Here is a 19361-nt window from a genome sequence, read left to right as displayed (position 1 = left end):
CTAATTTCATGTCAAAATATTTATATTATCTGGTGTTATTGCTGGGGACAGTCCCACTATTAAGTCATGCAGCCTGTAACCGGGATAACGGCGATGATGTTACCGTTACAACGATCCCATTACCCTCGAAACTGTTGGTCAGTGCGAAAAATTATACCTTTGGCGAAGTGTTATACGATTCTGGATATATCAGCGGGACGGATGGGGATGTCACGATTAAAAACTGTAGCAGGGATTATTACGTAGGATTTCATTATAACCCGACTCATTTAGCATCGGCGTCGCCGGTGGGAGATAATATCTACCCGACCACGATACCGGGTATCGGCATTAAGACCTACACGCTTAACCAGGCCGGTCCGTATGATTATGAACGTGCGGTTGATAACTCATGGCAGTCCGGCGATGGCGAGAGCAGCCATACGCTGGCGGGCTCGGCCTATCGTGTGCAGTTGATTGCGACGGGGGGTACAATCCCGGGCGGTAATCTGGCCCTTGAGAGCGGCAAACTGGCGACGGTGGAATTTCGTGAAGGGCAAAGCAGTTCGGATAACGGTGATAATGCGTCAGAAGTCTATTTGTCAAATACGCAGATAGAAGTCTATGCGATGGGATGCTCAGCATCCGTTTCTTCCCTGCTGTTTAATATGGGCGATGTGGATACCTCTGCGTTTGATAATCTTAAGATGGTGGAAGGACCCGAACAGGATGTTGGTCTGAGCTGTCAGCCAGGCACCAACGTGACCATGACCATCAACGGGCCGCTTGCCGAGGGCGACAATGATAATGGCTCGGTGATTGCCTTAGACCAGTCTGAATCGGGTACGACGGCGACCGGTGTGGGGGTCGTGATATCAGCCTATCAACCGGCGCTACGCAGTTTTACCTACTGGGCCATTGGTCAGGAGGTGCAAGCTTTTAATTCCAGTCGTGTAAAAGCCGCATCACAAGGCAGTGGGCTGGCTGCCGATGGTACCGCGATTGCTGATATCGGCTCCGCAACAACCTATAGCGATCCGGCAAATGCAGGCGGAGCCGGAGAGTCTGAAACCTTACGTTTTAAAGCGTGGTATTACAAAACCAGTGACGTTGTCACGCCAGGGCAAGCAAATGCCACCGGGACAATCACACTTAAATATAATTGATACCTTTGATCATGACAGGGGGTAGCGCTGCGGTTTATTTTTGTACACCTCTGCGCTACCGTTATGTGTTTCTGTCGTGTACATTTCCTCTGCGACCCTATTTATTCGGTGGAACTGACAATGATTACTAAACGGTCTGAGCCACGCTTTTCATTCATTCTGTTAATTTTTGTGTGTCTTGTAGGATTATATTCTTTTAACGGTCACCTTAAGCCTCACGCCGGACAAAAAGGGGTTGCATGTATTTCTTACAAGCGGATCCTGCGTGAATCACCGTTACTGGCACAGGAAAAAAAGCAGAACGAAATACTTCTCGCATTAGCTAAAAAATCCGCGCTTGAAGTTGAGAAAAAATATTACGCTCTGCCAGAACCCTTGCGCCGTGAAATGAAAGCGATCGATGATATGAGTAAAAACACGCAACTGCGGGCAGAGCAGGGTCGCCTGCGGCATATAAGCCAGCGAGTCATATCTGATACCGTTGAAAAATACAGAATAGATCATCACTATTCGGTCGTTTTCAATAAAGATAGCGCCTCTACAGTGGATTATGGTCACGACATCAGTAATGAAATCATTAATGAATTACAGCATGTAAAAGTGGTGTACGGGCCGCGCCCTAATTTTGAAGATGCGACCCGGGAGCTTTTGCTCGCTCAACCTGTTTCCGCAGGATGAGTGATTTTACGCAGTCGGCTCGCGCTGACGATGACCGCTATCGCAGAAGCCGCCGCAGCGATCCACAGTGCAGCATGAATTGCTCTCTCATTTGTCGCCAGCAGTACGCCCACAGCGGCGGCCCCCAGACACTGCCCGAACGTGCGCATAATGGATAACACACCGGATGCATAGCTCGCATAGTCACGACTAACGTTTGAGAGCATTTCCCGGTTATTGGGACTTTGAAAGCAGCCAAATCCCATCCCGCAAACCAGGTTTCGCAGGCAGATATCCCACATCGAAGGGCTGGCGGGTAACGTTGCCAGCAGAATCAAACCGACGACAAAAATCATCAGCCCCAGGGTTGAAATCACCGGGGCTGAAATCGTGTCCGCCCACCGGCCTGCATGCGGCGCAATCAGCACGATCCCGAGCGGCCACGGCGTAAATAGCAGGGCAGAAATCACCGGACTGTAGCCGTATTCGCTCTGAAACAGGAAGGGTAGCGCAATAAAGGTGATACCCTGGCTGACAAAAGCAATCATCGACGTTAAGGCCGCGAGGGTAAAACGTTCATTTTTGAATATGGCTGGCGGCAGTAAGGGGTTATCCGTGCGGCGGATCTGCCAGATAAAAGCCATGCCGCTCAGCGCAGCGAGAACCGTCCAGCAAAGACTACCTGTGTGATAAGTAGCATCCTGGAGGCTGTTCGCCGCCATGATCGTCGAACCCAACAGCAGCGCCGACAATATGGCGCCCAGGGTGTCAAAGGGCGCTTGCTTTCGAACCGCATCCCGCGGCAGCGCTTTGACCGCCAGCAGCAAGGCGAGGGTGCCGGGAAGAACGTTTATCGCAAAAAGCCATTGCCAGCTCAGGGTGTGAAGGATCGTACCGCCCAATACCGGGCCGATAGCGGAGCTGGAGGCGATGAGCAGGGCGTGCAAACCCAGAATGCGGCCAAGCAATCGTCCGGGAAATACGGACCGCAGTATCGCGGGAGCAATACTCAGCGTCGCTGCGCCGCCGATCCCCTGAAGCACGCGCATACCGATAAGCACTTCGGGCGTTTTCGCCAGCGCGCAACCCAGCGATGTCAGGGTAAAGGTCGTCAGGCCTGCCAGAAATACGGGGCGATAACCCTGGCGGGCCGCAAGCGCCGCGAATATCGCCAGCGTCATTGCAGCCGCCAGCAGATACCCATTGGCGAACCAGATGGCATAACTGGCTGGCACCTGCATCTCCTGAGCCATGGAGGGCAGGGCAATATTGATCATGGTGCCATCAAACACGCCCATTAACGTGGTGGTCATTATCGCGGCCATCACCCGTGCGCGCGTCGGGCCAGGCAGTCCATCGTCCCCGGGTTGGCTGGAAAAAAGCATCATCTTGTTGTCCTTAGAGAAGAGTGTGTGGATGACAAAACTATAAAGATGGCTTTTGCAGGGCGGAAGGCGCACCATTTACACTTTATCGTTGCATGAAACGCCTTATCTGAATATGCAGGGAGGAAGGAGATGTCCGAACCCGATTTTAATTTGCTGATAGCACTCGACATATTGCTGAGCGAAGCGAGCGTGGCAGGCGCGGCACGTCGTCTGAACCTCAGCACCTCGGCAATGAGCCGGACATTAAGCAGGTTACGCGACGTCACTGGCGATCCGATTCTGGTGCGCGCCGGACGTAACATGGTACTGACCCCGTGGGCCGAAGCGACCCGGGACCGTGCCAGGCGTGCAGTGCACGAGGCCAGGGCGGTATTACAGCCCTCAACTGAAACGTTCAGCGCGCGAAGTCTGGCGCGACTTTTTACCATCAGGGCAAACGATGGTTTTGTGGTGGCGTTTGGGCCTGCGCTTATAGCGGCTGTGGCCGACGCCGCGCCGGACGTCTGTATACGCTTTGCGCCTAAGCCGGAAAAAACGTCGCGCTATCTTCGGGAAGGGCTGGTTGATCTGGAGATTGGCGTCCAGAGTAATATGGGGCCTGAAATACGGCTGCAACGACTGTTTGAGGATCGGTTTGTGGGCATCGTGCGTAAGGGGCATCCGCTGGCTAAGCAGGCAGAAATAGGGGTGAAGGATTATGTCGCCTGGGGCCATGTGGTAGCGTCACCCGAGGGTGCACTGCACGGATCCGTTGACGATGCGCTGGCCGAACTCGGAACAAAACGTAAAATCGCGAGCGTCGTACCGGGATTTCCGACGGCGCTGTCCGTGGCGGTGGCATCGGATCTTATCGCCATGATACCCGCGCTCTATTTACTCAATCAGCAGGTAACGGACCAGGTACACGTTTTCGAGCTGCCGTTCAAAAGCCGTCAAATTACGGTATCACAGATGTGGCACCCAAGAATGGAACGCGATCCCGCGCACCGCTGGCTGAGAGAACAAATTCTCGCGATATGCAGAGTGAAGAGGTCAGACATGATTAAGGGACCTGTATAGCGATTGCTATACGCGCCGCTTATGCTATGCTTGTAAAGCAATTGCTATACAAGAGGTATACCCATGAAATCAGATGTTCAACTCAATCTTAGAGCCAAAGAATCCCAGCGGGCGCTTATCGATGCCGCCGCAGAGATCCTCCATAAATCACGTACTGACTTCATTCTGGAGATGGCCTGTCAGGCAGCCGAAAATGTGATCCTCGATCGGCGTGTATTCAATTTTAACGATGAACAGTATGCAGAGTTCATTGATATGCTTGATGCCCCGGTCGCCGACGATCCTGCCATAGAAAAACTGCTGGCAAGGAAACCTCAGTGGGACGTGTAACCCCCCCAGAGCCCTTATCCAGCGTCCATCAACTGGCGGAGTTCGTCAGTGGAGAGGCCGTACTTGACGAATGGTTAAAACAAAGAGGTCTGAAAAACCAGGCGCTTGGCGCAGCCCGAACGTTTGTCGTTTGTAAAACGGGCACAAAGCAGGTCGCGGGATTTTACTCTCTGGCTACCGGCAGCGTTAACCATACGGAAGCGACAGGTAATCTGCGGCGTAACATGCCGGATCCCATTCCCGTGATTATACTTGCCCGTCTGGCTGTTGATGTCTCAATACGCGGAAATGGGTTGGGAGCCGATTTACTCCAGGATGCGGTTTTACGCTGTTATCGGGTAGCAGAGAATATTGGGGTGCGGGCGATCATGGTTCATGCACTCACTGAGGACGCCAAAGCGTTTTATATCCACCATGGTTTTAAAGCATCGCAGACTCAGGAACGGACACTGTTTCTCAGGCTCCCTCAGTAGCGGCGGGATTTTATGGAATGAATGTTCAGCCCGTCTGGCTGATAAGCTTGCGCCAGACTCTGTTATGCAAAGTAAATAGCAGCATCTTATAGAAAGCGGTAGAGAGGATACAGCTGCCGCTAAGCCCAAGCATGACAATACTTACCAGTGCCGCGGTCAGGCTGACGCCCGGAGAAGAAGTACCGCTCAGCGCAGCCAGCAGATAGGCTGCCGTTAATACCAGGCTTAGCACCGCCAGCGTAAGATGTAACCGCACGGCGCGCATGCTACCTTTGCCAATCATAAACATCGTCACTCCGTTGATGCCGGCAAAGAGCAGGGCGATCAGCACAACCCACACGAAAACGCGCTCTGCTGGCTGGCCGAGCGCGGTGAGTACGCCATACCCCAGCCACAGTTGCGGAATGGCGACACTGACAATCACCCCGAGCGTACTAACCGCTGCCGGAATACCCATGGTATGAAGCCCCACGGGCTTCACCATATCATCAGCCAACTGCGTCTTCAGCTGCTGCAACTGTATCGGGGCGGCATTTTTTATGCTGGCGGACACCTCATTACAATATTGCAGGCGACGGGTTAAAACTTTAAACATTTGAATACTCGGCGTTTATTTTCTAGATCCAAACTGCCCCCCAGTACAACAATCCGGAAAGTTTAAAACAAAAGCAGCAAGGAACCGATCTTTTAAATAGTGTATTCTTTTTATCAGGTTAAAGGAGACGTGAATGACAGTGAAAAACCAGGAACTTATAGCGGCAGGATTCACCAGTAAGGATATCGAGCGAATCAAACGTCACCAGGCGACGGGGGAATCGCAGGAAAAGGTTCTGAAGGATCTGGCCGGTTATTTTCTGTCGGTAGCCTGGATCACCGGCGGGATGGCCATCATTACCTTGGTCACCGCGATCTTTGGCAGCGCCAGCCATGTTATCTCCTGTGTGGTTGCCGTCGTCTTTTTGCTAATTGTTCTGCTTCTGGTGATGCCGGTCAGACTTGGCTATAAATCATGGAAGCTGATGAGAACACAGATCAGCGACTCCGGTCATCACGGGTAAGGAGTTCCAGTACCACCTTCGCGCTGACCCCCCATCCCATAACCTTCATCGTCAGTTTGCCCGGAGACATGGTTTCCACCTTGCGGTAATAGTCTCCGGGAAGATAACGGAAAAGACGCCAGGCCTCAGCTTTACCAGTCATACCAAACACCCCATAAACGCTGGCTGCAAGCGTGGTTGCATTAAAGATCCCCAGGCCAACATCGCGACTGAACCCCATAAATTCCGCTATGGACATAGCGCCGTCCGCTATTATCCCCTCAGAAGCCGGTTCATTCAGGAACTGACGGGCTGCCTCCCGTGATACCGTATTAAGAGCATCACCGACCAGAACGGCACCGGCAAGCATACCAGCAGGCGTCATGGTGGCGATCATAACACCGCCAAACACTGCCTGAACGCCGGCAAGAACGACCTTAATTCCGGATATGAAATACCCGACTATTTTATTCTGCTCTGTTACATACTGAATATCAGCGTAGATCCGGGCATAGCCTGTTTTCAGCATGCGCGACTGTTCAAGCAGGTACTCATTCTCAGCTCTAAGGTTTTTCAGGCAGATAATGCATTCTTCATCGTTCCTTGCTCGCCTCGCCACGTCAAACTGTTGCATTACAACCTGTCTTATTTCATCCACGAATTTCAGTCGGGTCAGTGAATCGCTGAGATGCATGGCCGCGACCATATTTGCGGTATTAACAAGCTTCCGGGCTTCCAGATTGATCATCGTATCAGCCCACTGACGCCGACTTTGTCCGGGAAAAAGCGCGATATCCATTACATATTCCTTATGTGTCGTCAGGACGAGAAGTCATTAGCCTGCCAGGCTCAAATACTGCAGTTGCGCGCCATGACTTCACGTCTTCAGTTTTCTTGCCATCAACAAAGTGCTGCTTCCCGAGCAGGTAGGTAAAGAAGCCATCAAGCTGCGTGATAAAACAGGAGATATTGTAGCCTGACCGATAGAAATCGTAGTCAAATGTTCGTATGTGCTTCTTATAGTAATAGACGTAAAAGAAACGCAGCGAACACAGAATGTTTTCTTGAATCCCCAGATGTTTCTTGCTCAGTTCATTCATTCCATAAATTGTGGCGAACATAACCGGTAGGGTAGTCACATCATCAACTATGAGATGAGTTCTCTGGTTGTTCCTCGATAAATGTTAGATGGAATATGCCATGAACTTTGCGGATGCCCCGTAATTTTTGCGTTATGAAGTCATCGTAAGTCCACAACTAAATTTAGGCAATCGACTGATTCATCGGTAAGTTCCTGAAAGAGAGGAACTTATGAACTAAAGAATAAACCCACAGCATTTAACATAATATACATTATGCGCACTTAGATTGAATACGAGTAAATCCAGCCAGTTCAGACCCATCCTTGTTCTGCTCATTCCGCGCATCATGTCCCTCTGTTCTATGCCATCAACGTTCATAACTGTCGTTACGGTCTTGCGTGATCTCCACGGCAGTCACCTGTACATCCTTAAAGCGCAGCCCATCCACACCAGAAATTTTCCCGAACTCTGACGCGTCAATCAAAATACCCTCCAGCGTTAACCCGACCACAGGACGCTCCGGATATCCCTCGATGAAAAATGCCCGCGAAAAGCATTTGCTGTCTGATCGACGCGCCGTCATTTTTTTAATTGTCAGTCCACTGACCGCAGTAAGACCGGTTTCGTCCTCAACACCTTCAGCCAGTTTGCGCCAGTGTTCTGGTTTATCAGATAAATTGTTCTGGTCGCCATAGCTATACTGCGGAAACCAGTTCAGCTGGATCAGCACCGGAAAACGCACGTCCGTAAGCCGTAGATTTTGTACGGTGATATCACGGATAAATCCGCCCCGGTTGCGAGCAGATTTAATGCGAAACCCGACGCCCGTTCCGTTAAACGCGTTATCTTCTATCAGGACGCGTTCAATGCCACCTGAAGTTTCACTCCCCAGTGTGATCCCGGATCCCTTATTCAGCGTACATCCTCGAATCACTATATCCCGCGCGGCACGAGCTTTTTGCGCCGCTTCGCGTCCTCGTCCTGATTTGATGCAGATATTGTCGTCATTGCAGGACACTATGCAGCGTTCAATCCGCACCTGTTCGCAGGAGTCGACGTCAATCCCGTCGGTGCTCGGCCCCGCAGAATTGCTGATTTGCACGCCCTCAACCGCGATATGGCGCGAATAACAGAGGTGCATGTTCCAGAATCCGGACTCACGACTGGTAAAATCACGCAGCAGAATGCTCTGGCTTTCAAAGACCAGGATATTGCGCGGGCGCTGACAGTCATAATCAACAACCCAGCGCAATCCTCTTGCGCTGTAATCGCCAACCATGCCGCTGCGCTCGTCATCGCCCCAGTAGCGTTGCCACCAAATTGCACCCTGCCCGTCTATCGTGCCTGTACCGGTAATGCTGACGTTTTCACAATCGATGATATTAATAATGCCTGCCGGCCAGCGCATATCAATGCCGGCCACCCGGGTATTTATCAGGGGATAATCAGCCAGATCCTGGCTTCCAACGAGCTGTGCGCCAGCGTCCAGTCGAAGTGAAACACCGCTTTTCAGAAACAACGCTCCGGTCAGAAAACGGCCTTGCGGAATAACGATGACATCGTTCTGTTGAGCACTATTTATGGCCTGCTGAATGGCGGACGTTGCCAGGCGTTGCGCGCTTGGGTCCGCGCCATACGCCAGAATGGAGATCGCTTTCATGGCTTTTCCTTAAACAGATGAAAGCCTTAGTCTAGGAATCCGCGTGATGGATAACCTTTGTCTGTTTGACAGCCACGCGGTCAGGCTGGCAAAAAAGCAGATATTTACTGGCTTGCGATCACCGCAACGCCCTTTTCTTTCAGAGCGCTCACCCAGCGTTCATCCGTCGTGTTTTCAACAACCAGCGTATTCACCAGCGACACGTCGCCAATCACAAACGCCGAGGCCGTGTTGATCTTTTCCGGTGAGGCCAATACCACCGTTTCCGCCGCTCTGCCGGAAAATGCACGTTTGATGCATGCTTCTTCATAATCTCCGGTGGTCAGCCCGGCCTCAGGATGGACGCCGGTGACCCCCATGAAGAACAGATCCGCATGAATATTATTGATGCCTTCAATAGCGGCCGCGCCGACCGTGACGATGGAGTGTTTATACAAACGACCACCAATCAGGATCACCTCTATGCATGGATGGTCGACCAGCCCCAAAGCGATACCCGGGCTGTGCGTCACCACGGTTACCCGTAAATCGGGTGGTAAGAACGTAATAAGTTCTGAGGTGGTCGTCCCGCCATCAATGATCACCACCTGCCCCGGTGAAATGAGCTGCGCGCCCCGACGTGCCACGCGTTTTTTTGCATCCATTTTAACGGACTGACGCTCGGCAAAAGGCGCAATCGCTGAAGATGCCGGAAGCGCGCCGCCGTGGACACGCTGCAAACGCCCTTCTGCCGCCAGTTCACGTAGATCCCGGCGGATAGTGTCCTCAGACACCGAGAAAAAGAGGCTGAGCGCAGTTGACTGGACCTGGCCTTCCGCCTCCAGCTTTTCCAGAATCAACTGTTTACGCTGACTTGTGAGCATGAATTATTCCTGATGTTGCACGATAATTATTGTAATTACACGAAAATGCTGTTTATGATGCATACTCTACGAGAGGAGAGCCAAACGTGCAATCAAAACGTGCAGATATACGCATCATCAACAGCGAAACGTTGTCCGACAACTGGTATAACCTGAAAAAATACACTTTTGACCTCCAGCGCAGCGATGGTGACTGGCAGCGGCAAGAGCGTGAAGTGTATGACCGCGGGAATGGCGCGACGATCCTGCTCTATAATCGCGACAGCAAAACAGTCATTCTTACACGTCAGTTTCGTTTCCCTGTGTTTATCAATGGTCACGAAGAGGATCTCATTGAGGCGGCTGCCGGGTTGCTCGATAACCTTGACCCGGAAAGCCGGATTAAGGCCGAAGCGGAAGAGGAAACCGGGTATAAGGTGACGCGCATAGAGAAAATTTTTGAGGCCTATATGAGCCCGGGCTCCGTTACCGAAAAACTCTACTTCTATCTGGCGGAATATCACCCGCAGGATCGGACCAGTGCGGGCGGCGGCGTTAAAGCAGAGGGGGAAGATATCGACGTGCTGGAAATGACGCTGGACGACGCGCTTCGTGGCATCGAGAATGGCCAGATCGTCGACGGTAAAACCATCATGCTGCTTTATCACGTGGCCCTGAAAGGCATTTTATAATATCACGTTTATCCGGATACCTGCCCCTGCGCAGGTATTTGCCTGTGCTATTCTTGCTGAACACCTCAACATGGAGATGCGAAAATGGCCGACTGGGATCCTTCTCTGTATCTACAATACAGCGCAGAACGCACACGTCCCGCCGCTGAGTTACTGGCCCAGGTGCCGCTTGCTGACATAACCTCTGGCGTGGATTTGGGCTGCGGGCCAGGCAACAGCACCGCGCTGCTGAAACAACGCTGGCCTTCAGCGCAGATAGCCGGTGTGGATAACTCCCCGGCGATGCTGGAGGAAGCCCGACAGGCCCTGCCAGACTGCCACTTTGTTGAATCGGATATCCGTCACTACAAACCTGACCAGCCTCTCAGCCTGATCTACGCCAACGCTTCCCTGCAATGGATCCCGGACCATTACCACCTTCTGCCGCATCTGGTTTCACTGCTCCAGTTAAACGGCGTGCTGGCGATACAAATGCCTGACAACTGGCTTGAGCCGACGCACGCCCTGATGCGTGAAGTTGCCTGGGAACAGGGCTACCCCGATCGTGGCCGCGAGCAGCTGCCGGGTATTCATGCCTACTATGATATTCTGACGGACGCGGGATGCGACGTGGATATCTGGCGCACCACCTACTTTCATCAGATGAGCTCTCATCAGGCGATTATTGACTGGGTCAGCGCGACGGGTTTACGGCCGTGGCTACAGGATCTCAACGAGAGCGAGCAGCAAAACTTTCTGAAACGCTACCTCGAGCTGCTGGAAGAGCAGTATCCGCTCCAGGAGAACGGGCAGATACTGCTGGCTTTTCCGCGCCTGTTTATGGTTGCTCAGCGGGTTCCGTAAGCCGAATCAGGAACGCGCTTCCTTGAGCAAATGCTGAATTACAGCCTCCTGCTTATCGTAGTTGCCTTCGCCAAACGAGGTGTAACGCAGTTGCCCTTTCGCATCGAAATAGTAATGTGCTGGCCAGTACTGATTACCGAACGCGCTCCAGATTTTGTAGTTATTATCCGTCACTACGCGGTACGGCAACTGCCATTCGTTGACCGCGTTTTTCACCGATGATAACGGCTTTTCCCAGGGGTATTCAGGGGTGTGGACGCCAATCACCACCAGACCTTGTGACTCATATTTCTTCGCCCAGTCTCGAACATGCGGAAGGGTATGCTGGCAGTTGATACAGTCCCAGGTCCAGAAATCGATAAGCACAACTTTCCCCCGCAAGGCCTTAGACGTGACAGGGTCACCGTTTACCCAGCCCGTACCGCCGCTTAATGTCGGTAGCTGGCTGCTCGGCATTGCGTCAGCGATCGGTCGCAGTTTCACCTGCGTGGAGGTTGGTTGCGCAAGGCTCAAGAGAGCGTTTTCCAGCTGGTCGGTAATACCGCTGGCGCCTTTCAGGACCGACGTCATTCCTGAGGCGTTGAAAGCCACGGCGGCTAACATCATCACCCCTGCGCCCTGACGCAGACGCTCCATCAATGCGGATTTGGCTCTCAGAGGGGTTATCAGCTTACGGCCCCCCGCGACAAGCAGCCCCAGCATCAACGCGCACCCACTGCCGTAAGCGGCTAACAGCGCTCCGGTTGCGATGGCCGAGTGGCCAGTAATGTTAATGCCGAAGATCGCCCCGAGAATCGGTCCGGCACAGGGGGACCACAGCAGCCCAACGGCCAGCCCTGCCAGAAAAGCCGAAACCAGGCCGTGTCGCTGCATGCTGTGGGTGTTGAGAACATTTCCCGCGCTGACCGCCGGGCGGGCAATGCACTGAGCGAACTGCGGGAAGATCAGGGCCAGGGCGGCAATGCTCAGTATCAGCAGCGCAATCCAGCGACCGATAACGGTGGCGTCAGCGATCCACTCGCTGGCAACCGTTACTACCATCGCCACCAACGTGAACATCACTATCATTCCCGCCAGAAGCGCCAGAATGTGTTTGCGCTGCCCCTGAAAGCCGGCGAACAGCAGAGGAATAACGGGAAGCGTGCACGGACTGAGCAGGCTAATCATGCCGCCTAAAAAAGCGATTATCAGAAACATAACGACCTCACGATACAGTTGCTGCGAAGGTGCAGTGAGGTCATTTCACCCTGCGAATGTGTTCAGGCCGTGTGCAAAAAACTGAATTTTGTCTGCCTTCGTATCCGCACGGCGCGCAGATACACAGGCGTACAATTAAACGCGCGGAAGAGTCACGCTTACGGCCAGCCCGCCCTCTGCCCGGTTTGCAAGATGCAATTTCCCGTCAAGCTGGGCGGTGAGCTGCGCGGCAATGGCGAGGCCTAACCCGGTGCCGCCCGTTTCGCGGTTGCGCGACGTTTCAACCCGGTAGAACGGCTGTAACACCGCCTCCAGTTCTGCCTCCGGGATGCCGGGGCCGTTATCCATAATGTGGATCGCGACCTGCCTTTCATCTTCATCAATCTCTATTACCGCGCTATCGCCAAACTTCAGCGCATTATCCAGCAGGTTGGTCATTACCCTGCGTAATGCCTGTGGACGAGTAACGATCGGCAGACGCGCATTGCGCGCATGAAACTGCACGTTTTTACCAATGTCCTGATAATCACTGGCGATGCTGTTAACCCACGCGTTCAGCTCCAGCTTCAGCGTGGTCTCTTCCAGTGATTCTGATGACCGGGCATAGGCAATCCCCTCCCGTACCAGGCGCGACATATTATCCAGGTCGCTCAGCAACTTATCGTGGAGTTCGGGCTGATCTGCCATTTCGATCCGCAGCTTCATGCGCGTAATGGGCGTCTGGAGATCGTGAGAAATGGACGCCAGAATCTGCGCGCGTTCACGCAGATACGTTTGTATCCGCGACTGCATCTCATTAAAAGCGTGTGCAGCCTGGCGCACTTCAACCGGTCCTTTTTCAGTCATCGGTGAATGGGCCGCAGGATCGAGGGAATCAACCGCACGCGTGAATTGCAGGAAAGGCCGGACAACCTGGCGTACGGCAATCCAGGAGCAGAGCGCGACAAGTAACAACTGAAGAACCAGCACCACGGGTAACCAGCTGGCGACAGGCGGCATGCGCGGGATCAGATCGATAGTGAGCGGTGCGCCGTCGCGGAGCGTCAGATGGGCCTGAATATGGGAGATCGGCCCTGGCACCGCCGTAAACTGGAGCGGATATTGGGCTGAAAGCGTCTCTTTCAGGGTGCGAATCGCATCCCGCGAGCGCTTGTCCGTTGGCGCAGCGCCTGCCTCGCCGGGACCAAGGATATAACGATAATTACCGCGACCGAGCCGTTCCAGCCACTCTGGCCGCTCTTTGGCCGGAAGCCGGTCGAGAATGGCCACGCTGGTCGCCACGTCATTCTCAAGATTGCCCAGCATAACCGTGCGCGCGCTGTGCATTCGCTCAACCATGACCAGCGTCAGGCTGAGCGCGTTAGCCAGCAAGAGTCCAAGCAGCACAATGATCAGCAGCCGGGCCAGTAAGGTGCGGGGCCACAGCGTCATTCATTGGCCTCGACGATGGTCACCGGCATAGTAAAAACGTAGCCTTCGCTGCGAACGGTTTTAATGTAGGCTGGCGAGCGGGCATCTTCATTCAGGCGCTGTCGCACGCGGCTCACCAGGAGATCAATCGAACGCTCAAACAGCTCGGCATCACGTCCCTGCGTCAGGTTCAGCAGGTGATCGCGGGTCAGCACCCGTTGAGGATGATCGAGAAATACACGCAGAAGGCGATATTCCGCCCCGCTGAGCGCCACAACCATCCCCTCGTTATCAATCAGATGACGCGCCACGGTATCCAGCTGCCATTCACCGAACACCACCAGGCGCCCTGCCTCGGTCACCTGAAGATTAGGCGGCATAGTACGAAAACGGCGCAGGATAGTTTTGATACGCGCCAGCAGTTCGCGGGCCACAAACGGTTTTACCACATAATCGTCGGCGCCCAACTCCAGCCCCAGGATCCGGTCCATGTCCTCGTTGCGCGCGGTGAGCATCAGGATCGGCAGATCCTTATGCCTGCTGCTGCGCAGCTGTCGACACACCCTCAGGCCATCATCACCGGGCATCATCACGTCCAGCACCACCAGGTCGATATGCTGTTTGTCGAGCACCATGCGCATCTCTTTTCCGTTCGCCGCACCAGAGGCGTGATAGCCGGATTTCGCGAGGTAATCGACAATCAGTTCACGAATATCCCTGTCGTCATCGACGACAAGGATGTGATCAATATGCTCCACCGCAGGCTCCTGATTAAGAGGTAACGGATTGAAAATAGCACATATCAGAGCTTATCCGCGTCGACAACTGCTTTAACAAAGTCCTGCGGATCTTCTTGCGGCGGGTTGTGGCCCACCGTTGCGCCGAAAGTACGGTGCTCATATTTTCCGGTAAATTTCCCGGCATAGGCCGCAGGTGCAGGGTGTGGCGCCCCGTTATTACCGCCTTCGATGGTGATGGTCGGCACCGTAATGTTCGGCAGCGTCGCCAGTTTTTGTTCATAGGCGTCATATTTAGGCTCCCCTTTTTCCAGACCCAGACGCCAGCGGTAATTACTGAGCGTGACGGCAACGTGGTCCGGGTTATCGAGGGATTTGGCGCTGGCATTGAAGGTGGCATCGCTGAATTTCCAGTCCGGCGAAGCCTGGGACCAGATCAGCCGGGCAAAATCGTGCGTATTTTTAGCATAGCCTTCCGCCCCGCGCGGCGTGGCGAAGTAGAACTGATACCACCACTGAACTTCTGCCTTCGGCGGTAAAGGCTGTTTGCCAATCGCCTGGCTGCTGATCAGGTAGCCACTTACCGAGACCAGCGATTTCACCCGTTCCGGCCAGAGCGCCGCAACGATATCCGCCGTACGTGCACCCCAGTCATAACCGGCAAACACCGCCTGTTTGATATCCAGGGCGTCCATCAGGTTGACGATGTCTTTCGCCATTGCCGAAGGCTGGCCGTTTCGCGGCGTTTTATCAGAAATAAAGCGCGTGGTGCCGTACCCGCGCAGGGACGGCACAATGACACGATACCCTTTCGCGGCCAGCGCGGGGGCCACTTCAGCGTAGCTGTGAATGTCGTACGGCCAGCCATGCAGCAGGATCACCGGTTGCCCCTCTTTCGGCCCGATATCGACATAACCGACGTTAAGATCGCCAGCGTTAATCTGTTTTACCTGGTTGAAGGCCGACGCGTAATCCTTGCCCATCGCTTCCGCCTGACAGGACATCACGGTGCCAAGCGAAACGGTCAGGGCGACTGCTGAGTATGCGAGTTTGTTAAACATGATGTTATCTCCGGGTGAGTTCAGTTGACGGAGATATAACACCATGCGTTTGTATAAAGGATGTGTGCGGATGCGGTTTTATTGCATACCTGTGTATGTATCACAGACGCAGATACAGTGTGATACAAACCCGGTTAAGGGGTGATTCGGTACCGGACGTAATCGTCGGCTTCACCATAGTGGTCATACAGCTTACGCGCCGGATTGTGCATGCGGGTTACCCAGTAGAGTTTTGACCACCCTTCCCGCTTACCCTCATCGATCAGGGCGTCGATAAGCGCTTTACCCGCCCCTGCGCCACGTTCGGCAGCGTCAACAAATAGATCTTCCAGATAGCAAACGGGCTCGGTTGACCAGGTCCCTTCATGCAGGACACACATGGCGAAGCCGATGACGCTGCCGTCTTTCTCCACGACCCGGCAAATCAGGGGTGATGAATCTGCGAGCGCCCTGTCCCAGGTGGCCGCGGTAACGGACTCGTCAAGGTAGCACTCATAAAAATGGGTATAGCCATCCCACAGCGGTCGCCATTGTGGGTAATCTTCTGCCTGTAACGGGCGTACGATGAGTGTCATGTGTTCCTCACATTATCCTTACTGCTCTTCAGGCGCATGATGCGAGCCAGCGTGGCAAGACGCTTCGAACGACAATATAGCGTGAACAGCACAAAGCCTCGACTGTTTAACACCATACGGCTAATTACCAAAGCGATCGTTGCAATGATCAGCTGCCAGCTACTGCCGTCAGAAATGGTCAGATAGTGAAGCCATTGCAGTACCGTTAATGTCAGCAGGATGATGAAAAGCGCTAAAAACCCTGTTAGTCCTGAAGTGTATCCCCGGGCAAGGAAGGCACTCGCGAGCATCAGGAAGATAAGTATCGCTAGCGATGGGACAAAAAAACTGAGTGCATGTAGCGTTGGCGGCATACTGGATATTGTCTGGAGAAATGGCAGCAAATTAAACGCAAAAATCACCAGAAATAGCGGTAATAATATCGCTACCGGATAAGCATTTTGCCGTGGCAGCTCACTAAGCGGGCGTGAAAAATACCGCTCCAGTTCGGGTGTGGAATGGTTTAATAAATCATTGTCATGACGGGCAATAGCGTCCTCAATCCGTTTTCCGTGTTGCAGGAGCTCGTAAGAAACGTGTCCGGTTAACAAGTGCAGAATTTTCATCAGAAAACCGCCAGTGACTGGATAGTACCGATAATGTATTTACTGGTGCGAGGTATGTTCCCCGGAGCGGCAATAACTCCGCTTACAGCGCTTCCTGCAAGCGCCGCGGCACTCGTTACAACTTGACTTAATTGCCTGGTGAGCTCAACCTGAACAGGACCCGATGGGAATCGTTTTGGATAAAAGCCTGCTCGAATAAGCGCTTTGACTTCTTTATTGCTTATACCGGGGTTTTGAGCGCGAATAATTAATTCAGTCAGTCGAGCACGGTCCTGACGAGGATAACTTTTTAGCCACTCGGTTGCTTTCAAGGACGAAACGGATTTCATAGCGCGCCAGGTAGTAACAGCCTCTTTAAGTGCACCGCCTGCGCTTGCCAGAGAAATGACATCTAAGGAAGTGGATGTCGCGACATACCAGTCCTGAGTATCCAGCCAGGCGACATTGGCACCGTCATTTTCAACCAAATCATAAATTCGATAAAGGCCATTCACACATTGCAGACCGGTGGCAGCCGTTCCGGCGTAGCCAATAGCGACCAGTACGCTTCCCCCGCCTGCGGTAAGGGGAGTTGCTGCTGTTCCAGCGAGCATCACTCCGCCAGTTATGATCATCGCGCCACATGACAGAACGGTTGAGGCAATTTCAGTTCCCATGGAAGTAGATGAAACTGCATCACTCAATACTTTTCCTGCTGTGGAAGCAGACGGAAACGAGGAGGCTTTGGTCACGATAACATGCGTTACTATTCCACTTTGCCCTTGAGGATGTCTTTTGCCGGGTCGCACCAGGAAGCGTTGGGGGCCGTCAGAGTAAATGATACCCGCGTGAGCAAATTCACGATGACAGTCCATGGCGGCACCAAGCGCTTTAAAATCGAAATCCGCAGCCCCAACTCCCGACATTTTCGCAAAATCGTAGCCCGGTAAGTTTTTATCAAGGTTTATCCCAGGTAAAACCATACCCTTCTCCTTTTCAAGCAGGTTGATTACGTTAACTCAACATCGTTTTAGTACAGTACATCGCAACAGAATGTTATTAAGATGAAAATACCAGAACCCAAACAAAAGCATAACGCTTAATTATGGAGATCAGCGGATGACCATACCCACGCTTACCACCGAGCGCCTGATATTACGCCCCCTGATTGCAGAAGATGCCGTCCAGATCCAGCAACGCTATCCGCGCTGGGAGATTGTCCGCTATATGGTGGCTTCAGTCCCCTGGCCCTACCCGGAAAACGGTGCAGAAAATTATGTCAACAACGTTGCACTGCCCGATATGGCCAAAGGGATTGCGTGGTTCTGGACGATTCGCAGCCGTGAAGCGCCTGATGAACTGATGGGGTTAATTTGCCTGTACGACGTCGAAGACAACAACCGGGGCTTCTGGCTCGCGCCGGAATTTCAGGGACAGGGATTTATGCGTGAGGCGAGTATCGCGGCAACGGATTACTGGTTCAATACGCTTAACAAAGCGGTGTTACGCGCGCCGAAAGCGGCGGCCAACAGCCGCTCCCGACGTATTTCAGACAGCAGCGGCATGCGACTCATCAGGACAGAGAAGAAAGCCTATGTCAGCGGCCTGCTGGATTCGGAGCTGTGGGAAATCACCCGCGACGAGTGGAATGCCCGTCAGGTCAGCTGATAATGCTTATCCGGCATTAGCCTTTCAGGGATGTTCTCTTCATCGTTCATCTGCAACAGATCGCGCTCCATCATGTTGCAGATGGCGTCCAGCGGCAGATCGTTATCTTCCGTCCCAAACGGATCTTCCAGCTCTTCCGCCAGCGTATCAAGCGAGATAAAAGTGTAGGAAATCAGCGCAGAGACAAAGGGCGTCATGTAATGCAGATCAACAACCAGCGCAAACGGCAGCATGATGCAGAACAAATACACCGTCCGGTGCAGGATCAGCGTATAGGCAAACGGGACTGGCGTATTGGCGATACGCTCACAGCCTGCCAGCACGATGGACATATCGTTCAGGCGGTTATTGAGGCTGTGAAACAGGATGTCTGAAAGGTGCCCGCTGCGCCGCCGCACGGCCAGCCACTCCCCCATGATCAGCAGGATACGGTTCGCCGGCGAGTTGGCATCCATCACTTTGCGTAAATCGTCTGGAGCCAGATAGCGGGACAGCTGATCGGCATTGGTTTCTCTGCGCAGTGTCATACGCAGACAGTTAGCAAACGCGATTTGCAGGCGTACAAACTCTCCAAGATGTTTATCATCCGGCAAGGTGTTTTTTACCTCGCGAAACAGCGAGCGCGCCGCTATCATCAACTGCCCCCAAAGCAGACGCGCCTCAACGTAGCGCGAATAACAGGCGTTATTGCGAAATCCCAGGAAGATGGCGATAGCCACGCCCAGAATGCTGAACGGCGCGACGGTAAAGCGGATACCCAGCGAGGTGTACCACGGCAGCATGACAATCACGGCGATGGAAAGCAGGAAGTTAAGCAGCAGTCGGGTATAAATTTTGGGAAGTACCGAACCATGCCAGACAAAAATCAGTTGCAGCCAGTGCTGTTGAGGACGAACAATCATAATCAGCTTCAGAAAAGTA

General features: G+C 53.2%; 23 protein-coding genes. 9 read left to right on the top strand and 14 right to left on the bottom strand.

Going from position 1 to position 19361, the window contains the following annotated elements:
* The first annotated feature begins 8 nt into the window (after positions 1-8).
* Both BFV65_RS10315 and BFV65_RS10310 read left to right on the top strand, forming a co-directional pair.
* On the top strand, positions 9-1145 hold the full coding sequence (locus BFV65_RS10315; protein ID WP_022648145.1) for a type 1 fimbrial protein: 1137 nt from the start codon (positions 9-11) through the stop codon (positions 1143-1145).
* A gap of 120 nt (positions 1146-1265) precedes the next feature.
* The gene (locus BFV65_RS10310) at positions 1266-1823 is read left to right on the top strand and encodes an OmpH family outer membrane protein (protein WP_023300131.1); all 558 of its coding nucleotides are present in this window, start codon (positions 1266-1268) and stop codon (positions 1821-1823) included.
* Here the strand turns inward: BFV65_RS10310 and BFV65_RS10305 are convergent.
* Entirely contained in the window at positions 1802-3190 is a 1389-nt protein-coding gene (locus BFV65_RS10305; protein ID WP_069596569.1) for an MFS transporter, read from the bottom strand. The two genes, BFV65_RS10310 and BFV65_RS10305, sit on opposite strands and share 22 nt — an antisense overlap.
* A gap of 129 nt (positions 3191-3319) precedes the next feature.
* Between BFV65_RS10305 and BFV65_RS10300 the strand changes: the two genes are divergently transcribed.
* From BFV65_RS10300 to BFV65_RS10290, 3 genes are all read left to right on the top strand, one after another.
* Entirely contained in the window at positions 3320-4249 is a 930-nt protein-coding gene (locus tag BFV65_RS10300; protein ID WP_069596568.1) for a LysR family transcriptional regulator, read from the top strand.
* Positions 4250-4312: 63 nt separating this feature from the next.
* Positions 4313-4579, top strand: coding sequence for a type II toxin-antitoxin system TacA family antitoxin (locus BFV65_RS10295; protein WP_003857131.1), 267 nt, complete (start codon positions 4313-4315; stop codon positions 4577-4579).
* A complete protein-coding gene (locus BFV65_RS10290) occupies positions 4567-5052 on the top strand; it encodes a GNAT family N-acetyltransferase (RefSeq protein ID WP_063139083.1) in 486 nt (161 codons plus the stop codon). Before BFV65_RS10295 ends, BFV65_RS10290 begins: the two co-directional genes overlap by 13 nt.
* A 25-nt stretch (positions 5053-5077) precedes the next feature.
* Here the strand turns inward: BFV65_RS10290 and BFV65_RS10285 are convergent, their stop codons facing one another.
* Positions 5078-5647, bottom strand: a complete 570-nt coding sequence (locus BFV65_RS10285; RefSeq protein ID WP_063849049.1) for a hypothetical protein — start codon at positions 5645-5647, stop codon at positions 5078-5080.
* A gap of 133 nt (positions 5648-5780) precedes the next feature.
* Between BFV65_RS10285 and BFV65_RS10280 the strand changes: the two genes are divergently transcribed.
* Complete coding sequence (locus tag BFV65_RS10280; RefSeq protein ID WP_063849048.1) at positions 5781-6110, top strand: hypothetical protein; 330 nt, start codon at positions 5781-5783, stop codon at positions 6108-6110.
* Here BFV65_RS10280 and BFV65_RS10275 read toward each other — a convergent pair.
* The 4 genes from BFV65_RS10275 to BFV65_RS10260 all read right to left on the bottom strand — a co-directional run bounded on the left by BFV65_RS10275 (position 6085) and on the right by BFV65_RS10260 (position 9694).
* Positions 6085-6888 (bottom strand): DUF4225 domain-containing protein, encoded by an 804-nt coding sequence (locus BFV65_RS10275; protein WP_063849047.1) that lies wholly within the window; start codon positions 6886-6888, stop codon positions 6085-6087. The two genes, BFV65_RS10280 and BFV65_RS10275, sit on opposite strands and share 26 nt — an antisense overlap.
* 10 nt (positions 6889-6898) lie before the next feature.
* Entirely contained in the window at positions 6899-7189 is a 291-nt protein-coding gene (locus BFV65_RS10270) for a hypothetical protein (protein ID WP_232934494.1), read from the bottom strand.
* A 349-nt stretch (positions 7190-7538) separates the two neighbouring features.
* Positions 7539-8831 (bottom strand): glycoside hydrolase family 28 protein, encoded by a 1293-nt coding sequence (locus tag BFV65_RS10265; protein ID WP_069596567.1) that lies wholly within the window; start codon positions 8829-8831, stop codon positions 7539-7541.
* A 104-nt stretch (positions 8832-8935) separates the two neighbouring features.
* On the bottom strand, positions 8936-9694 hold the full coding sequence (locus BFV65_RS10260) for a DeoR/GlpR family DNA-binding transcription regulator (RefSeq protein WP_069596566.1): 759 nt from the start codon (positions 9692-9694) through the stop codon (positions 8936-8938).
* 86 nt (positions 9695-9780) lie between these two features.
* Here BFV65_RS10260 and BFV65_RS10255 point away from each other — a divergent pair, with 86 nt between their 5' ends.
* Positions 9781-10365, top strand: coding sequence for an NUDIX hydrolase (locus BFV65_RS10255; protein WP_058676643.1), 585 nt, complete (start codon positions 9781-9783; stop codon positions 10363-10365).
* Positions 10366-10449: 84 nt separating this feature from the next.
* Positions 10450-11208 (top strand): trans-aconitate 2-methyltransferase, encoded by a 759-nt coding sequence (gene tam / locus BFV65_RS10250; protein WP_069596565.1) that lies wholly within the window; start codon positions 10450-10452, stop codon positions 11206-11208.
* A gap of 6 nt (positions 11209-11214) precedes the next feature.
* On the opposite strand, the gene BFV65_RS10245 is transcribed toward tam, so the two are convergent.
* The 7 genes from BFV65_RS10245 to BFV65_RS10215 form a co-directional block, all read right to left on the bottom strand.
* Positions 11215-12405: a cytochrome c biogenesis protein/redoxin gene (locus tag BFV65_RS10245; RefSeq protein WP_069596564.1), complete on the bottom strand. Its 1191-nt coding sequence runs from the start codon at positions 12403-12405 to the stop codon at positions 11215-11217.
* Between the two features lie 135 nt (positions 12406-12540).
* Entirely contained in the window at positions 12541-13836 is a 1296-nt protein-coding gene (locus tag BFV65_RS10240; RefSeq protein WP_069596563.1) for an ATP-binding protein, read from the bottom strand.
* On the bottom strand, positions 13833-14573 hold the full coding sequence (locus BFV65_RS10235) for a response regulator (RefSeq protein WP_069596562.1): 741 nt from the start codon (positions 14571-14573) through the stop codon (positions 13833-13835). The genes BFV65_RS10240 and BFV65_RS10235 overlap by 4 nt, the downstream gene beginning before the upstream one ends.
* 44 nt (positions 14574-14617) lie before the next feature.
* Positions 14618-15613, bottom strand: coding sequence for an alpha/beta fold hydrolase (locus BFV65_RS10230; protein WP_038416060.1), 996 nt, complete (start codon positions 15611-15613; stop codon positions 14618-14620).
* A gap of 134 nt (positions 15614-15747) precedes the next feature.
* Positions 15748-16188 (bottom strand): GNAT family N-acetyltransferase, encoded by a 441-nt coding sequence (locus tag BFV65_RS10225; RefSeq protein ID WP_069596561.1) that lies wholly within the window; start codon positions 16186-16188, stop codon positions 15748-15750.
* The gene (locus BFV65_RS10220; RefSeq protein WP_033487946.1) at positions 16185-16793 is read right to left on the bottom strand and encodes a hypothetical protein; all 609 of its coding nucleotides are present in this window, start codon (positions 16791-16793) and stop codon (positions 16185-16187) included. The genes BFV65_RS10225 and BFV65_RS10220 overlap by 4 nt, the downstream gene beginning before the upstream one ends.
* Complete coding sequence (locus BFV65_RS10215) at positions 16793-17755, bottom strand: Ssp4 family T6SS effector (protein ID WP_069596560.1); 963 nt, start codon at positions 17753-17755, stop codon at positions 16793-16795. Before BFV65_RS10215 ends, BFV65_RS10220 begins: the two co-directional genes overlap by 1 nt.
* A gap of 136 nt (positions 17756-17891) precedes the next feature.
* Here BFV65_RS10215 and BFV65_RS10210 point away from each other — a divergent pair, with 136 nt between their 5' ends.
* A complete protein-coding gene (locus tag BFV65_RS10210; protein WP_069596559.1) occupies positions 17892-18440 on the top strand; it encodes a GNAT family N-acetyltransferase in 549 nt (182 codons plus the stop codon).
* Here the strand turns inward: BFV65_RS10210 and BFV65_RS10205 are convergent.
* Entirely contained in the window at positions 18428-19342 is a 915-nt protein-coding gene (locus BFV65_RS10205) for a bestrophin family protein (RefSeq protein WP_003857155.1), read from the bottom strand. The genes BFV65_RS10210 and BFV65_RS10205 overlap by 13 nt on opposite strands.
* Positions 19343-19361: the final 19 nt, after the last annotated feature.

The organism is Enterobacter hormaechei subsp. hoffmannii (genome assembly GCF_001729745.1).
GTDB classification, from domain to species: Bacteria; Pseudomonadota; Gammaproteobacteria; order Enterobacterales; family Enterobacteriaceae; genus Enterobacter; species Enterobacter intestinihominis.
The sequence above is the reverse complement of the archived record's forward strand: the minus strand, read 5'-3'. Positions and strand labels throughout refer to the sequence as shown.

Coding starts and splice junctions, on each gene's coding strand:
- BFV65_RS10305 (WP_069596569.1), bottom strand. CDS start 3,190: ATGATGCTTTTTTCCAGCCAACCCGGGGACGATGGACTGCCTGGCCCG.
- BFV65_RS10240 (WP_069596563.1), bottom strand. CDS start 13,836: ATGACGCTGTGGCCCCGCACCTTACTGGCCCGGCTGCTGATCATTGTG.
- BFV65_RS10225 (WP_069596561.1), bottom strand. CDS start 16,188: ATGACACTCATCGTACGCCCGTTACAGGCAGAAGATTACCCACAATGG.
- BFV65_RS10210 (WP_069596559.1), top strand. CDS start 17,892: ATGACCATACCCACGCTTACCACCGAGCGCCTGATATTACGCCCCCTG.
- BFV65_RS10220 (WP_033487946.1), bottom strand. CDS start 16,793: ATGAAAATTCTGCACTTGTTAACCGGACACGTTTCTTACGAGCTCCTG.
- BFV65_RS10310 (WP_023300131.1), top strand. CDS start 1,266: ATGATTACTAAACGGTCTGAGCCACGCTTTTCATTCATTCTGTTAATT.
- BFV65_RS10260 (WP_069596566.1), bottom strand. CDS start 9,694: ATGCTCACAAGTCAGCGTAAACAGTTGATTCTGGAAAAGCTGGAGGCG.
- BFV65_RS10230 (WP_038416060.1), bottom strand. CDS start 15,613: ATGTTTAACAAACTCGCATACTCAGCAGTCGCCCTGACCGTTTCGCTT.
- BFV65_RS10205 (WP_003857155.1), bottom strand. CDS start 19,342: ATGATTGTTCGTCCTCAACAGCACTGGCTGCAACTGATTTTTGTCTGG.
- BFV65_RS10285 (WP_063849049.1), bottom strand. CDS start 5,647: ATGTTTAAAGTTTTAACCCGTCGCCTGCAATATTGTAATGAGGTGTCC.
- BFV65_RS10215 (WP_069596560.1), bottom strand. CDS start 17,755: ATGGTTTTACCTGGGATAAACCTTGATAAAAACTTACCGGGCTACGAT.
- BFV65_RS10265 (WP_069596567.1), bottom strand. CDS start 8,831: ATGAAAGCGATCTCCATTCTGGCGTATGGCGCGGACCCAAGCGCGCAA.
- BFV65_RS10245 (WP_069596564.1), bottom strand. CDS start 12,405: ATGTTTCTGATAATCGCTTTTTTAGGCGGCATGATTAGCCTGCTCAGT.
- BFV65_RS10300 (WP_069596568.1), top strand. CDS start 3,320: ATGTCCGAACCCGATTTTAATTTGCTGATAGCACTCGACATATTGCTG.
- BFV65_RS10280 (WP_063849048.1), top strand. CDS start 5,781: ATGACAGTGAAAAACCAGGAACTTATAGCGGCAGGATTCACCAGTAAG.
- BFV65_RS10295 (WP_003857131.1), top strand. CDS start 4,313: ATGAAATCAGATGTTCAACTCAATCTTAGAGCCAAAGAATCCCAGCGG.
- BFV65_RS10270 (WP_232934494.1), bottom strand. CDS start 7,189: ATGAATGAACTGAGCAAGAAACATCTGGGGATTCAAGAAAACATTCTG.
- BFV65_RS10315 (WP_022648145.1), top strand. CDS start 9: ATGTCAAAATATTTATATTATCTGGTGTTATTGCTGGGGACAGTCCCA.
- tam (WP_069596565.1), top strand. CDS start 10,450: ATGGCCGACTGGGATCCTTCTCTGTATCTACAATACAGCGCAGAACGC.
- BFV65_RS10275 (WP_063849047.1), bottom strand. CDS start 6,888: ATGGATATCGCGCTTTTTCCCGGACAAAGTCGGCGTCAGTGGGCTGAT.